Annotated in this window: 14 protein-coding genes and 1 pseudogene; 9 read left to right on the top strand and 6 right to left on the bottom strand. The window is 66.3% G+C overall.

Going from position 1 to position 14,921, the window contains the following annotated elements; all coding sequences use genetic code 11:
• The first annotated feature begins 165 nt into the window (after positions 1-165).
• Both MUY22_RS05370 and MUY22_RS05365 read left to right on the top strand, forming a co-directional pair.
• Positions 166-2,145, top strand: coding sequence for a thioredoxin domain-containing protein (locus MUY22_RS05370; RefSeq protein WP_247057675.1), 1,980 nt, complete (start codon positions 166-168; stop codon positions 2,143-2,145).
• A gap of 144 nt (positions 2,146-2,289) precedes the next feature.
• Entirely contained in the window at positions 2,290-2,850 is a 561-nt protein-coding gene (locus tag MUY22_RS05365) for a hypothetical protein (RefSeq protein WP_247057673.1), read from the top strand.
• A 52-nt stretch (positions 2,851-2,902) separates the two neighbouring features.
• On the opposite strand, the gene MUY22_RS05360 is transcribed toward MUY22_RS05365, so the two are convergent.
• Together MUY22_RS05360 and MUY22_RS05355 are read right to left on the bottom strand one after the other, a co-directional pair.
• Positions 2,903-3,325: a hypothetical protein gene (locus MUY22_RS05360; protein WP_247057671.1), complete on the bottom strand. Its 423-nt coding sequence runs from the start codon at positions 3,323-3,325 to the stop codon at positions 2,903-2,905.
• Between the two features lie 17 nt (positions 3,326-3,342).
• Positions 3,343-4,488, bottom strand: a complete 1,146-nt coding sequence (locus MUY22_RS05355) for a DUF6745 domain-containing protein (protein WP_247057669.1) — start codon at positions 4,486-4,488, stop codon at positions 3,343-3,345.
• Positions 4,489-4,639: 151 nt separating this feature from the next.
• Between MUY22_RS05355 and MUY22_RS05350 the strand changes: the two genes are divergently transcribed.
• Complete coding sequence (locus MUY22_RS05350) at positions 4,640-6,529, top strand: acyl-CoA dehydrogenase (RefSeq protein ID WP_247057666.1); 1,890 nt, start codon at positions 4,640-4,642, stop codon at positions 6,527-6,529.
• Between the two features lie 130 nt (positions 6,530-6,659).
• On the opposite strand, the gene MUY22_RS05345 is transcribed toward MUY22_RS05350, so the two are convergent.
• Positions 6,660-7,541 (bottom strand): DUF2382 domain-containing protein, encoded by an 882-nt coding sequence (locus tag MUY22_RS05345; RefSeq protein ID WP_247057665.1) that lies wholly within the window; start codon positions 7,539-7,541, stop codon positions 6,660-6,662.
• 238 nt (positions 7,542-7,779) lie between these two features.
• Between MUY22_RS05345 and MUY22_RS05340 the strand changes: the two genes are divergently transcribed.
• From MUY22_RS05340 to MUY22_RS05330, 3 genes are all read left to right on the top strand, one after another.
• Entirely contained in the window at positions 7,780-7,998 is a 219-nt protein-coding gene (locus tag MUY22_RS05340; protein ID WP_247057662.1) for a hypothetical protein, read from the top strand.
• A 71-nt stretch (positions 7,999-8,069) separates the two neighbouring features.
• Positions 8,070-8,543, top strand: a complete 474-nt coding sequence (locus MUY22_RS05335; RefSeq protein WP_247057660.1) for a carboxymuconolactone decarboxylase family protein — start codon at positions 8,070-8,072, stop codon at positions 8,541-8,543.
• A gap of 662 nt (positions 8,544-9,205) precedes the next feature.
• The gene (locus tag MUY22_RS05330) at positions 9,206-11,224 is read left to right on the top strand and encodes an AAA family ATPase (protein WP_247057658.1); all 2,019 of its coding nucleotides are present in this window, start codon (positions 9,206-9,208) and stop codon (positions 11,222-11,224) included.
• A gap of 4 nt (positions 11,225-11,228) precedes the next feature.
• Here MUY22_RS05330 and MUY22_RS05325 read toward each other — a convergent pair whose 3' ends face one another.
• Together MUY22_RS05325 and MUY22_RS05320 are read right to left on the bottom strand one after the other, a co-directional pair.
• On the bottom strand, positions 11,229-11,696 hold the full coding sequence (locus tag MUY22_RS05325) for an NUDIX hydrolase (RefSeq protein WP_247057656.1): 468 nt from the start codon (positions 11,694-11,696) through the stop codon (positions 11,229-11,231).
• An 8-nt stretch (positions 11,697-11,704) separates the two neighbouring features.
• Positions 11,705-12,448, bottom strand: coding sequence for a DUF5919 domain-containing protein (locus MUY22_RS05320; protein ID WP_247057654.1), 744 nt, complete (start codon positions 12,446-12,448; stop codon positions 11,705-11,707).
• A 481-nt stretch (positions 12,449-12,929) separates the two neighbouring features.
• Here MUY22_RS05320 and MUY22_RS05315 point away from each other — a divergent pair.
• The 3 genes and pseudogenes from MUY22_RS05315 to MUY22_RS05305 all read left to right on the top strand — a co-directional run bounded on the left by MUY22_RS05315 (position 12,930) and on the right by MUY22_RS05305 (position 14,127).
• Positions 12,930-13,376, top strand: a pseudogene (locus tag MUY22_RS05315) (hypothetical protein).
• Positions 13,377-13,619: 243 nt separating this feature from the next.
• The gene (locus MUY22_RS05310) at positions 13,620-13,895 is read left to right on the top strand and encodes a hypothetical protein (RefSeq protein ID WP_247057652.1); all 276 of its coding nucleotides are present in this window, start codon (positions 13,620-13,622) and stop codon (positions 13,893-13,895) included.
• A complete protein-coding gene (locus MUY22_RS05305) occupies positions 13,876-14,127 on the top strand; it encodes an AMED_5909 family protein (RefSeq protein ID WP_247057650.1) in 252 nt (83 codons plus the stop codon). Before MUY22_RS05310 ends, MUY22_RS05305 begins: the two co-directional genes overlap by 20 nt.
• Positions 14,128-14,188: 61 nt before the next feature.
• On the opposite strand, the gene MUY22_RS05300 is transcribed toward MUY22_RS05305, so the two are convergent.
• Positions 14,189-14,830, bottom strand: coding sequence for a hemolysin III family protein (locus tag MUY22_RS05300; protein WP_371827657.1), 642 nt, complete (start codon positions 14,828-14,830; stop codon positions 14,189-14,191).
• Positions 14,831-14,921: the final 91 nt, after the last annotated feature.

The following is a 14,921-nucleotide window of genomic DNA, read 5'->3' as shown; positions in this document are numbered from 1 at the left end:
CTCCGAATCGCGTAGCCTGGGTCGCAAGAGTCAAAGATACGCGAACAAGCCAATGGCGCGGTCTGTGGTCACCTGTCCGGTGCAGACTGGGGGTACAGATGCTGTGGTCTGGCCTATTCGGTCGACGAATACAAGATGTGAGCGTGATGTGAGACGCTTGGAGCCATGAACCGCCTCGCCAGCGCGACCAGCCCGTACCTGCTCCAGCACGCGGAGAACCCGGTCGAGTGGTGGCAGTGGGGCGCGGACGCGCTCGCCGAAGCCCGCCGGCGGAACGTGCCGATCCTGTTGTCCGTGGGCTACGCCGCGTGCCACTGGTGCCACGTCATGGCGCACGAGTCGTTCGAGGACGCCGAAACCGCCGCCGTGATGAACGCGAACTTCGTCAACATCAAGGTCGACCGCGAGGAGCGGCCGGACATCGACGCCGTCTACATGGCCGCCACGCAGGCGATGACCGGGCAGGGCGGCTGGCCGATGACCTGCTTCCTCACCCCGGACGGCGAGCCGTTCCACTGCGGCACTTACTACCCGCCGACGCCGCGGCCGGGCATGCCGTCGTTCCGGCAGCTGCTCGGCGCCGTCAGCGAGGCGTGGCGGGAACGGCCCGACGAGCTGCTGGAGGGCGCGAAGCAGATCGTCGCGCACATCGCCGAGCGGACCGGGCCGCTGCAGGAGTCCATTGTGGACGAGGCGGTGCTCGCGGCCGCCGTCGAAAAGCTCCAGGGGGACGCCGATCCGGTCAACGGCGGGTTCGGCCGCGCGCCGAAGTTCCCGCCGTCGATGGTGCTGGAGTTCCTGCTGCGCCACTACGAGCGCACCGGCTCCGAGGCCGCGCTGTTCCTGGCGGATTCGACGGCGGAGGCGATGGCGCGCGGCGGGTTGTACGACCAGCTCGCCGGCGGCTTCGCGCGGTACTCCGTGGACGCCGAGTGGATCGTGCCGCACTTCGAGAAGATGTTGTACGACAACGCGTTGCTCCTGCGCTTCTACGCCCACCTCGCCCGCCGCACCGGCTCGCGGACCGGATCGCGCGTCGCCACCGGGACGGCCGAGTTCCTCGCCGCGGAGCTGCGGACACCTCAGGGTGGCTTCGCGTCGTCGCTGGACGCGGACACCGAAGGCGTCGAAGGCCTGACGTACGTCTGGACGCCGGCGCAGCTGCGCGAGGTGCTCGGCGACGAGGACGGCAAGGTGGCGGCCGACCTGTTCGGCGTCACACCCGAGGGCACCTTCGAGGACGGCGCGTCGACGTTGCGCCTGCTCGCGGACACGCCGTTCGAGGACATCCGGTACACGCTCCTCGACGAGCGCGCGAAGCGGCCGCAGCCGGGCCGGGACGACAAGGTGATCGCGTCCTGGAACGGCCTGGCGATCACGGCGCTGGCCGAGGCGGGCGTCGCTCTCGATCGTCCACAGTGGATTCAGCAGGCGGTCGACGCGGCCGAGCTGCTGCTGCGCGTCCACGTCGTCGACGGCCGTCTGCGCCGCAGTTCGCGCGACGGCGTCGTCGGCGAGTCGGCGGGCGTGCTGGAGGACTACGCCTGCGTCGCCGACGGCTTTCTGGCCCTGCACCAGGCCACGGGCGAGGCGAAGTGGCTCACCGAGGCGACCCGGCTGCTCGACCTGGCCTTGACGCACTTCGCGTCCCCGGACGTCCCGGGCGCGTACTTCGACACGGCCGACGACGCCGAGACGCTGGTCCAGCGCCCGGCCGACCCGGGCGACAACGCGAGCCCGGCGGGAGCGTCGGCGCTGGCCGGCGCGCTGCTGACGGCGTCCGCTCTCGCGGGCCACGAAAGCGCGTCGCGGTATCGCGAGGCCGCGGAGCAGGCGGTGCGCCGGGTCGGGGTGCTCGCCGGCCGGGCGCCGCGGTTCACCGGGCACTGGCTGTCGGTCGCGGAGGCGATGCAGGCCGGTCCGGTGCAGGTCGCGGTGGTCGGCGCGGACCCGGCGTTGCGCCTCGCCGCGGCGCGCGGCGTCCACGGCGGCGGCATCGTGCTGGCGGGTGCGCCGGACACCCCGGGCGTCCCCCTGCTGGCCGACCGCCCGCTGGTCGAGGGCGCTGCGGCGGCGTACGTCTGCCGCGGCTACGTCTGCGACCGCCCGGTCACCACCCCGGAAGCCCTCGCCGCCCAGCTCTGACGAATGCCGTGAAGGCCTCCTTACCGGCCATAAGAGCCGGTAAGGAGGCCTTCACGGCATTGCGCTCTGGGTGAACGACGTCCACGTTCGCGTGTTTCCGGCGTAGCGTCGGTTGCGTTGTAATCATGTAATCGGAGGTGCGACATGGGACGAGGCTGGAGAGGCGGCGGCCGCGGCTGGCAGCAGGCCGAGGTGCCGTCGGCGGACGACGCGGCGGCCTGGTTCGGCGGGCGCCTGCCCGACGGCTGGTTCACCGGAGCGCCGGAAGTCACGGTCGACCGGGAAGAGATCATCGTGGTCGGCGAGCTGCCGGCGCTGACCGAAGAGCACGCCGACGACGCGGCCCGCGCCGCGGCCGAGGACGGCCGGATCAGCCGGTTCCGCGAGGAGACGCGCGACGCGCGCATCGAGATCGCGCGCCAGGCCGAGCACCGCTACCAGCGGAAAGTCGCCTGGGGCGCCAAGCTCGGCGGCACGACCGCGCTGTTCACCACCCACTCGGCGCCGGTGATGACCCGGCTCCGGCAGCCGGAACGCCTGGTGCTCGACACACTCGTCGACGCCGGCGTCGCGCGCTCGCGGTCGGAGGCGCTGGCCTGGGCCGTGCGCCTGGTCGGCGAGCACGCCGACAGCTGGCTCGGCGACCTGCGGGAAGCCATGACCAAGGTCGACGACCTGCGCACGAAGGGCCCCGACCTGGCCTGACAGGCGGTTGGCGTGTCGCCACGCGGCGACACGCCAACCCCGCCACTCACCGTCAGTCGGCGACCAGGATCGCCTTCCGGAACCCGAAGCCCGCCTCGCGCTGCCGGCGCACGACCCAGCAGCCCGGGGCGATGCCGGTCGCCCCGTGCTCCGGGTGCACGAGGTACACCGGCAGGGCGTTGCGCACCACCGCGATCGCGAGGTTTTCGGGGTCGCTCACCCAGGTCGTCAGGCGGCACGAGCCGTGGTCGGCGACGAGGGTGTGCGGGTTGTTGCCGTCTTCGCCCCGCACGAGTTCGATGCCCTCGTCGGGCAGCGAGCGCCAGCCCCGGGCGTCGACGCCGGTCATCTCCTGCGGGACGACGATCAGGTCGCCCTGGGCCTGGAGGCCGTCGATGACCGGCACGGCGACCTGCCGGTCGAGGTGGCCGAGGACGTCGAGTCCGGTGTGGTCGAGCAGTTCCGCGAGATACATGGGATCACCTTTGGGGTTCAGGTCCGACGGCTCAGCTGCGCGTACTGGGCTCCGCTGAGCCCGTACGTCCAGCCGGCGGCGTCGAGGGGATGGTCGAATCCGGCGGGGACGCGCAGTCCGTAACGACGGCGGGTGCCGTCGCGCTCGACAGAGCCGTTCACCGCCAGCAGCAAGCGCGCCGGGGTCCGCCACGGCTCCGGCCACGCGTCGTAGAGCAGCAGTTCCGAGCCGGGGTTGCCGGGATCGTCGGCGCGGGCGAGGAGCTGCAGGCCGGCGTCTTCGATGAACGCCGTCCAGCCCACGTGCTCGATCGCGCAGCGGCGCACTTCGACGTTGCGCTCACCGGTGATCCGGTCCGCCGTGGGCGCGTCGATCACCCACGGCGGCACCCGCGTCCCGTGCCACGCGTGCACGGTCCAGCCGTCGGGGAACGCCAGCGCCGGCCCGTTCCCGTTGTGCAGCCGGGCTTCGCCGTAGTCCGACGGCAGCTGCTCGGTGCGCACGACGAGCGGCCGGTCGGCGACGACGCAAACGTTTTCGCGGGGCCACCACCAGCCGCAGGACCGGGCGAGCGTGGCCCACAGATCCAGCTGCGCGACGTCGCCGGCGGCGAACCGCGCGCCGTCGACGCGCTGGTGGAGGTCGTAGTGCGCGACCCAGTAGGCGTCCTGCTGGCCGTACCAGTGCAGCCCGGACGACGTCGCGAGCTCGCCGCGCAGCGCCCCGGCGACGGAGTCCCGGATCGTCCGGCGCAACGCGGGCGCGACACCGTTGTTGAGGAATCCACGCACCGAAGCGTCGTCGCGTGGTGGATCAGGCTGCCGGTACCGGTTTCGCCAGGCCCCGATGTACTGGTCGAGCCGATCGCGCAAGGACGTCACAAGCGTCGCGATCCGCGATTCGACCGGCAGGTCACCGCCGAGCGAAAGCGTTTGCGCGGGCGGGATCAGCGCGACGGCGGCCGCGGGCGAACTGACCTGGACGAACTCGGGCGGCGACTGCCCGGCCAGCGCGTACAGCTCGCTGATGACGGCTTCCGCGGTCCCGCGCTCGGCGGGTTCGGTGCTCAGCGCGTGGCGCAGCCACTCATCGCGGACTTCGGGGACCCGGGAAACGTCGCCCGGGACGGGGATGCGGCGGGGTTCCCACCGCGGGGTGCTCAACGCACCAGGGCGCGCACGCCCTTTCGAATCGACATGATCCGATGATTACAGGTGTTCCGTGGACCACGCAAGGGTGATCTGAACCTGCGGGATCCGCGCGTCTGGGGCACGCTGACTACTAACGAGTAGCAAGTACTTTTCGGAGGAAGCCGTGGACGTGCCCAATGTGCCCGCGAAGGTGGATCCGGACGCGCTGACCGCCGTCCTCGACGGCCGCTGGGCCGAGTTGCGCCGCGGCGTGCGCGCCGAGATGAGCGGCTCGGAGTTCCGTGACCCGATCGACCTCGACGTCGAGGCCCACCGCGCCCAGGTGCTCGACCAGCTGCACGCGCTCGCCGCGACCGACCGGCCCGGGCTGGGTTTCGACCCGGCCTACGGCGGGGGCGGCGACGTCGGCGGCTCGGTGACGTCGTTCGAGATGCTCGGTTTCGGCGACCTGTCGCTGATGGTGAAGGCCGGTGTCCAATGGGGACTGTTCGGCGGCGCCGTCCAGCTGCTGGGCACCGAGCGGCACCACGCGAAGTACCTGCGTGACACCATGACCCTCGACCTGCTCGGCTGCTTCGCGATGACCGAGCACGGCCACGGTTCCGACGTCCAGCACCTGCGGACCACAGCGACCTTTGTGGACGGTGGGTTCGTGGTGCACACACCGGACATCATGGCCAAGAAGGAGTACATCGGCAACGCGGCCCGCGACGGCCGGATGGCGGTGGTGTTCGCACAGCTGGTCACCGGCGGCGAATCCCGCGGCGTGCACGCGTTCCTGGTGCCGATCCGGGACGAGGACGGCAATCCCGCGCCCGGAGTGTCCATCGAGGACTGTGGGCCCAAGGCGGGCCTGAACGGCGTCGACAACGGACGGCTGAGCTTCGACAACGTCCGCATCCCGCGTGAGGCCCTGCTGAACCGCTTCGGGGACGTCGACGACAACGGCGCGTACTCGAGCCCGATCGAGAGCGACAGCCGCCGCTTCTTCACGATGCTGGGCGCGCTGATCCGCGGCCGGGTGAGCGTCGGCGGCAGCGCGGGCAGCGCGACGAAACGCGCGCTGGCGCTGGCCGTCCGCTACGGCGAGGTCCGCCACCAGTTCACGAAACCGGACGGCGACGAGGTCGTCATCCTCGACTACCTGGCGCACCAGCTGAAACTGCTGCCCGCGCTGGCGAAGACGTACGCGCTGCACTTCGCCCAGGAGGAGCTGGTCTCGAAGCTGCACGACATCGATTCGTCGGCGCCGGAGGAGCAACAGCGCGAGCTGGAGTCCCGCGCCGCGGGGCTGAAGGCCTTGAACACCTGGCACGCGACGGCGACGATCCAGACCGCGCGCGAGGCGTGCGGCGGCTCGGGTTACCTCTCGGAGAACCTGCTGGCCGGGCTGAAGGCCGACACGGACGTCTTCACGACGTTCGAAGGTGACAACACGGTGCTGCTGCAGCTGGTCGCGAAGGGCCTGCTGACCAGCTTCAAACAGGACTTCGAGGACCTGAGCCCGCTGGCGACAGCACGCTTCTTCGCCGAGCAGGTGGTCAGCACGGTCCTGGAGCGCACGTCCGCCCGCAAGGCGTTCGAGCGGCTCACGGAGGCGTCCGATTCGGACGTGTTCTTCCGCCGCGACTGGCAGCTCGGGCTGTTCGAGGACCGCGAAGAGCACGTCGTCGAAGGCGTGGTGAAGCGCTTGCGCAAGGCGGGCGACGACCCGTTCGGCGTGTTCAACGCGGCCCAGGACCACGTGTTGCGGGCGGGCCGGGTGCACGTCGAGCGCCTGATCCTGACGGCGTTCGCCGCGGCTGTCGAGCGCTGCGAAGACCCGGAGGCCCGCTCGGTGCTGGAGCGCGTCTGCGACCTGTACGCGCTGTCGGCGATCGAGGAGGACCTGGCCTGGTTCCTGGGCCACGGCCGCCTGTCGGCGTCCCGTGGGAAGGCCGTGACGGCGGCGGTGAACAGCCTGTGCGCGGAGCTGCGGCCGCACGCCCGGACGCTGGTGGACGCGTTCGCGATCCCGGAGCAGTTCCTGCGCGCGCCGATGCTGACGTCCTGACCGGCGGTACCGCAGGTCGGTACCGACCTGCGGTACCGACGAAAAGGGGGCGGCGCGCGATGCGCGTCCGCCCCGGTTCCCGGAGTGACCCCGGGCGGCCGGCTTCGGGGAGCCGGCCGCCCGCTCAGGGTTACGACTTGCGGTGCTTGCCGTTGTCGTCGGTGACTTCGAACTGCTCCTTGCGGACCTTGCCGGACACCGTCTGGTCTTCGGTGACCGTCTCGGTCTTGAGGCGCGCCCGCTCGACGGCGACGGTTTCCTTGTTCACGACCGGCTTTTCGGCGTGCAGGATGATGTCCTGCTCGTCTTCGCCGATCTCGGCCCGCCCGCCGCGGCCGTCCTTGATCGGCTCGCGCTCGATGCGCACCTCTTCGTGGCTCACCGGCACGGTGATCTGCTGCTCTTCGGTGACGACGTACTTGCGCAGCCGCACGCGCCCGGTCTCGACCTGCTCGGTCCCGACGTTCAGCCGCTCCTCGGAGCGCGTCATGGTCCGGTCGTCGTCGCGGCCCAGCTTGTCGCGGCCGGCCTTGTCCCGGCCGTCCATCCCCGACCGGCCGTCCATTTCGGACCGCCCGCGGCCGGCGTCGCCCATGGCGGCCTGCCGGGTCCCCGCACTGTCCATTCCGGACTTCTCGCGGCCCGTGCCCTTGCCCTGGGCCGCGCGGTCGTCCATCTGCCCGTCGGGCGACATCCGCGGCACCGGCAGGCCGTAGTGCTTGTAGAGCTGCGCGCTCTCCTCCGGCGAGAGGTGGCCGTCGGCGTCGATGCGGGGCGCGTCGGAGACGCTGTCCTTGTCGACCTGGACGTGCACGCCGTCCTGGTCGGTGTGCGCACCGGAAAGCGGGACGAAGCTCTCCTTGGTCCCGAAGAGGCCGGTCTTCACCGTGATCCACTCCGGCTGGTGCGTCGCGTCGGCGAGGTAGACGTTGCCGACCTTCCCGAGCTTGTGGCCGTTCGGGTCGACGACGGCACTGTCGATGAGCTCCTGGGGCTGCATGGTCTTGGCCATCGCTGTGCTGCTCCTTCCACGCGTTGAGTGTGTCTGGGGCAACGGTCGGCCGTGGCCTTGATCACGGCAACCGTCGTGGTGTCCCTGTGGGTGACCCCCGAAGGTGCGGGTTTGAAGCACCGCCCGCGGGCTAAGTCCGAGGTGTCGCCGCAGGTCAGAGCCATGGCCCGAGACGCACTCCGCGGGCCCGGGGTTGGTGCGAAGGTGTGTAACCCCGGGCGGCTGGGAAAGACAGGGCATGGACGAGTGCGAAGTGATGTGGCGCGTCCCGGCCGACGCGGACGCCGTAATGCAGTTCGTCGGCTGGGACCACCCGCTGCCGGCGGTGGTGCTGAAGCTCGGCGAGGTGACGGTGACGCTCGCGCCGCCGCGCAACCGAGCGGAGGAGTCGGAGTTCGCGCGCTTCCTGGTCAAGCTCGCGGCGGCCGCCCGGGAGGCGGCGAGGCAGGTCGTGTGACCGGCACCACTGTCACAACCGCGCGCGCTGCTTCGTCAAGGTTGCTGAAACCGGACGGCGAAAGGGAAACCATGGAAGCGCGCATCAACCTGTTCGAGAACGAGGTCGCCGGCAAGTTCGTCAAGCGCCTGATCGCGGCGTCCCGCCCGGTCGAGGAATCGACGCTCCCGAAGGCGACGCAGGAGCTGGTGAAGATCCGGGCCAGCCAGATCAACGGCTGCGGCGTCTGCCTGGACATGCACACAAAGGACGCCGCGCACCAGGGCGAGACGGCGCTGCGCCTGAACCTGGTGGCAGCATGGCGCGAGGCGACGGTCTACACCGAGGCAGAGCGCGCGGCCCTGGCCTTGGCGGAGGAAGGAACGCGCCTAGCGGACACCCACCACGGCGTCACGGACGAAACCTGGGCCGAGGTCCGCAAGCACTACGACGACGAGCAGATCGGCGCGTTGATCGTCCTGGTGGCGACGATCAACGCCTGGAACCGCTTGAACGTGATCGCCCGCAACCCAGCGGGCGACTACGAGCCCGGAATGTGGAGCTGACGTCGCGGGAGGGGACCTTCGCGAGTCCCCTCCCCGCGCGTGCGTCAGGACTCGGCTAGGCGTACATGGCCAACCAGATCGCGATGATCTGCTCCTGGCATCTTCTGCACCTCGGCGTCTCTGCCTATTAGGTACGCTGAGCTGCGGTTTTGTCTGTCATCAGTTCTCGCGGTTGCCCGCCTCTTCCTGACCTCTGACGACCTGGAAACGGCCTGGCGACCGAGGCCACACCCTGCCCTGCATCCCGATACGAAGCCTCCACGCGGCCGGTGGTGCCGGGTCAAGACACACTTCATCGTCTTGACGCGGTGCTACCGGCCGTTGTCACGATCAGGCTTCGGGATGGAGGTCCCTAACGACGGCGCGTAACAGAGATCGACTCCCAAACGACCCGATTGTCACTACCGCTCGTAGCTCGTCGAGGAGGCCGAGATGCCCCAGGGGAGAAGCGTCCCGCCGCCGCGCGGCGCTACGCCAGCTGACCCGCTGGCGGCCGCACCGCCCGGCCGGCGGGCGAAGCGGAGCGGCAGCCCGCCGTGCCGGAAGCGGATGTGGCCGCCCAGGCGAGGGGCTACGTAGGCGACAGGCGCGCCGCCACCGACGGCGCACCCTTGATCCCATAGAGCCAAGTTCGGCAAGGAAGTTGGAGGTCGAGGTTCTTCGTGTACATCCGTGAGATTCGAATCTTGCGTTATCGTCATTTGGTCGACATCAAGATTGAGGCACCTCGGCAGGACAAGGCTTCATCGGCAATCGTATTCGCCGGGCCCAATGGTGGCGGCAAAAGTACGCTGCTAGAAGTAATCGCACTTTCTAATGCGTCTTCGGGCGGATATGGCTACAATGGTTCTGGGCTTACGGGTGAAGATCTTTTTGAAGTGGACTACGAGGTAACCGCAGGCGAAGCAGAAATCGTTCGCGAGTACCTTGAAGGAAACTCGGCATCAATCGGTGCTAACGAAGCTGACTTGGCGGGATTAGCGAAGACTCGAAAGTTTACTAGATTCTTTAGCGGTCATCTGGGGATGCCTGTTGAGTACCAGGAAAACTCTCGCTTGTTTGACATAGTGCAGGCCGTTCTGCGACAAGGGTATGGTCGTCCGATCGGATTTGCCGTACGCGCTGACCGTAGTTACGGAAATCTGGGATTCTCGCAGCAAAGTCTGTTCAATCCTCAAGATAACGCATCGCGCACTCAAGGCAATGCATTCCAGCTTCCCGGCCAGCAATATAAAGATCTTTTCGACTACCTTATTGAAGAGCAGTATCATTATGTTCACGCTATGGGTATCCGATATATCGGAAATCGAAATGGTGAATCCCTAGAACGAGAGCCGCAAAACCCAATAGATCCATACAATCGGATGATCGATCAGATCTTGCCTGGCTATAGCATAGTCTCGAATGAGTCCGAGCGAACGCCGACAAACCTTTACGTTCGCATTCCTGGAGGCCTCGTTCTTCCTTTTGGAGAACTATCTTCTGGCGAGAAGGAAGCGTTCTTTATTCTGGCAAATTTTATTAGGCGGAATGTGAATCATGCGATAATTGTCATCGACGAGCCTGAGTTGCATTTGCATCCAGAGTTGGCGAGACGCCTTGTGACTGCGATGCTTGAGCTGGGTAAGGGGAATCAGATCTGGCTCGCGACTCACAATAGTGAGATATTCGAGCAGCTTGGTCGTGATCGCACGTTCTTTATTGATCGAGCGGAGGGGGATCCTTCGAAGAGCCGGGTTATTAGAGCTACCGAAGCCGGCGACTCGGAACAATTGCTTAGAGAGTTCTTCGGGCACTCTGGATATATTGGAGTAGGTCGCTCTCTGGTATTTCTTGAAGGGGAACAGTCTAGCGTTGATCGAAGCACGTTTAGTAAGCTTCTTGGCGCAGATTCTAGTAAGGTGAAGTTGGTGCCGGCGGGCAGTGTCAGTTCGGTTACTAGAGTAAATGATGCGGTTCTGAAGATTATCGAGAGCGGAATCGGGCATCTAACCTTCTATGCGCTTCGAGATCGCGACTTTCTCACTGACGATGAGGTTGCAGCTTATAATTCAAAAAGAGGCGGACGGCTCCGCGTCTTGACAAGGTGTCATATTGAGAATTATCTACTTGTGGACTCTGTCATATCCTATGTACTGACAGAACAATGTCAGATAGCAAAAAGCCCTGATGAGGTTGCGGCAGGCCTGTACCAGGTTGCGCAAGGCATATCGGCCGAAGTGCTAGCTTCGATGATCAAAGCCCGACTGCAGGCATTGACTCAGTCCGAGGACTTCGGATCCGGATCGAGCTTCAGGGGTGTCGACTTATTTGATGATAAGGGTGACCTGAAAGAAGAGTTGAAGGATGCGATTTTCGATCAGTTTAAGGGTAACTCGGATAACGTCTTAACGGATATCTCGGCTCGACTGAGTCGTGAAAGTGTCGAAGGAGTGATCGAAGACTGCTGGCGTACTGTGTCAGGTGCCCTCGCTGCTCCGGTGGACAGTCCGGACTCCTGGCGATCAATATTTCCGGGCAAGAAAATTTTGTCAGTTTATTCGTCGAGGCTGGGTATGCGCCAAGCGCTCTTGCAGAATCTAATTCTGCATAGGTTGTCCGAGCAGTCAGAAAGTGTCCCGGAGGACCTGCGAAAACTTCTTTCCTCTATTGTTTCGGGCGAAGATTTCGCAAGCGAATAAATGATCATGTGAAATATGCTTCTGAATCTTGAAGTGCATGCTTGATTCGCAAGGAGATGGATGGGTGTATCCTAAGATTGTGAAGGTTTTCCATATCCGCCCAAACGACTTCTTTGCTTTCGCTGCTAGTTTTTGGAAAACCGTCGGTCGGACGGGCCCGGAAACAAATGGAAAACTCTTGCCGAACTTCGCCGTCGTCGTAGGCGATGACGTGCTTGGGGTCTGAGTACAAGCCGATAACTCCCGTGACCTCGCACTCGATACCGGTCTCTTCGTGGACCTCCCGAACTGCTGCCTCAGCCAACGTCTCGCCCAGTTCCAGCTGGCCTCCAGGAATCGAGTACAGGTCGTTGTCAGTCCGCCGGATCATTAGGATCCGGCCTTTGTCGTCCTGGATGAACGCCGATACCGCTACGGCGATGCTGTTGGCCTTGGGTGCGTTCGGGTCGTTGTAGTAGTCGACTCGGGTCATGCTGCCTCCTAGAAGGTGGCCGGCTTGGCGAGGTTCCAGGCTGACTCGAAGCTCTCCGAGTACGTCTCGAAGAGGTCCCCGGCGGACAGTCTTCGCAGGTGGAGGGACGGGGCGTGGGCTCCCTGGAACCCGTACACGTGCGTATTGATGATCACCTCGTCGTCGAACCGGAAGATCGAGTTGTAGAGCGTCGTGTTGTGGAACCGCATCTCCACGCCGTCGACCCCGACCAGCGGCCGGTAGGACGCCAGTGCATTACGGATACGTGCCGCAAGCGTCCCGTCGCCGAGCTGCTCTTCCTTGCCGCGCAGGGCGACGCTGTCACTCTCGGGGTCTCCGAACATGAGCCGGATTCGGGCGCCGGCTGCTGCCTTGGCTGTCAGGTCCTTGATGAACCGCGGGCGTTCCACCAGGAACAATGCCGCGTGTACCAAGATCTCGACGGTCTCCGATGCTTCCTTGATCAGCCGGTCCCACAGCTCGACGGGCACGGCGTTGCGATGCGGGAAGACCTGCACGACCTCGGCGGCGGCCGTCTCGGCCTTGCGTTCCGGGGTCACGGAGTCCGGCCACAGGTAGGTCTCTGACTCGCGCGCCATGGCGGCGATCTTGTGCCGGTGTTTGGGGTAGGGCGTCCGGTTCTTGGTGATCCAGCGCTCGACGGTCTTCTGATCGACTCCGACGGCCTTGGCGACCTGCTCCAGTGTCAGGCCGTTGCGCAGGAGCGCGTCACGCAGGCGTTCGTTCGGCATCGTCACCCCTTGGGACGTGTAGGGACGTCTTCGACGGTACCAGGGACGTCCCGAGATGTCCTGCCACGTTGTGATCACGTCCCTCGTTTTGGCGGAGTCTGGGTGTCAGGTTGCCGGGGCAGGCCCGGTGCCAGGACACCGAGGAGGTAGGCGTGACCATTGCAACCGCCGTTCGGCCAGCTGGCTTGGGCAAGCGGGCGGTCCCTCGCCGACGTGCGGCGTAGGCGCGGCGTGGCATGCGCGACACGGTTCAGATCCACGTCACGGCTGATCTGCCGATTCGTGTCCGGGCGCTGACGTACGCAAACCGCGCGGAGGTCCGGTTCGGTAAGGCGTTCCCGGTGGTTCTGCTCGTGGACTGACGCCATCGCCGTACTGCGGAGGGAACTGGACAAGGCGAGCGCGGCATTGCACGCCGCAGCAGCACGAGGCGGAGAACCGCCGGAAGTTGCCAACTAGCAGACGACACAAGGGATTCAGCATGGCTATCGACAAGGGACACCGGTTCAGCATCGACTTTGACGACGCGTTCACGCAGGGCCTCGTCATGGTGGGCGAAGTGTCGCCGGACAACGAGTATTAGTCGCGTGAGGACCGGGCCGCGAATCGTCCGGTACGGCAGCGGGTGGACGAGGTGACTGGTAAGCGGCAGTGGAAGGTTATGGTTACCGACCCGGCCGAGACGCGAGCGAAGCGGGCTTCGTTCGAGATCACGCTGCTCGCCGATGTTCAGCCGGTGCCGACCACTTCGGAGGCGCTGCCGGGGATGCGGCCGATCGAGCTGGACGGGTTGACGGCTGAGCCGCGTGTGGCGGGGCAGGGTGAGTTCAAGTACCAGTCCTACGTGTTCCGCGCGAACGGTTTCAAGCAGGCCGCGAGCAGGCCGTCCCGGTCCGGTGGGTCTGGTGAGACGCCGAAGGCCGCGTGAGCGAGATGGGCTTCCACGAGCGGGTCGAGGCGTGGGAGCAGGCGTATCGGGACTACATGGCCACGTGGGAACACGGGCGCGCGGTCCTGACGCCGATGAGCGCTACCAACACGGCCAATGCTGCGCGGCGGGTGTCGCGGGCGTGGCAGGAGCTGGCGCAGGCGCGCGGGTTGCCGTGGTGGTGTGTGGCGGCGCTGGAGTCGGCGGCGGAGGGGTTCGCCGAGTTGGCAAGGGATTGGGCGAGTGAAGCAGGACACGGCAGTGATGGATGGGCTGGGCGTGCGCTGGGCGGTGGGGCCGGGTATCGAGGTGACGGTGGAGGAGACCGGCCCGGATCGGTCGGCCCCGCCGGTTCTGGTGTTGGCCGGCGCGCCCTTCGTGCTGACGCTGGTCCCTCCGCAGGACCAGGAAGCGTGGCCGGAATGCGTGGCGTTCCTGCGCCGGCTCCGCGACCACGCCGAGGACCTGGCGGCGCTGCTGGAAGCCCGCGCGGGGAGGTGTGATCGTGCGGAAGGGTGAGCCGAAGACGCTGCGGGAGGCCCACGAGGTCGTGATGGATCGCCGGCCGGCGAACAACGCGAACCCGTCGGTGTGGCTGGCGTTCCGGCTCGGCAACGCGCGGTTGTACAGGGTGATCGCGGACGTCGACCGGGGTCATCACCACGAGGCGCTGTACTGGGCCGGATACGAGGAACGGCAGGCAGGTGAGATCTCGGCCGAACTTCAAGCGGAAGGGAAGACCGCTAATTAGCCACGAGCGGACCCGCAATGCCATCGACGGCCTGACGAAGATCCACAAGGGTAAACCGCAGCTAGGCGTACATGGCCAGCCAGATCGCGATGTAGTGGCAAATCGCCGCCAGCACGGTGCACGCGTGGAAGTACTCGTGGTACCCGAACGTATCCGGCCAATGATTGGGCCACTTGAAGCCGTAGAACGCCGCTCCCAGTGTGTAGAACAGCCCGCCCACGCAGAGCAGCACCAATGCCGCGACTCCCGCGTGGGACAGCAGTTCCGGGAAGACGAACACCGCGACGTAGCCCAGTGCGATGTAGATCGGCACGCCCAGCCAGCGCGGTGCGTGCGGCCACAGCATCTTCAGCGCCACGCCGAGGACAGCGCCGCCCCAGACGATCGACAGGACCACGTAGCCCGTGGGCTTGGGCATCGCCAGCAGGGTGAACGGGGTGTACGTGCCCGCGATGAACAGGAAGATCATCGAGTGATCCGCGCGCTTCATCCACTTGTACGCGCGGGGGCTCCACAGCCGGCGGTGGTACAGCGCGCTCACGCCGAACAGGCCCAGGATCGTGAGGCCGTAGATCGACACCGCCAGGGTGGCGATCGCGGACACAGTGGACGCGGCCAGGGTGATCAGTGCGGCCGTCGCCGCGAGGGCGCCGAAGAACGTCCAGAAGTGGATGTGGCCCCGGAGACGGGGGCGCAGGTCCACTACGGGCTCTGGGGGTTCGGTCTGCACACTCACTCAACCAGGTTACGGGACCGTAGGTTCCCGGACAGCGGTCGAGTCACACGCCTCACAC

Origin of the sequence: Amycolatopsis sp. WQ 127309 (assembly GCF_023023025.1) — a bacterium.
GTDB lineage: Bacteria > Actinomycetota > Actinomycetes > Mycobacteriales > Pseudonocardiaceae > Amycolatopsis.
This window is presented reverse-complemented; position numbering and strand designations above follow the sequence as displayed.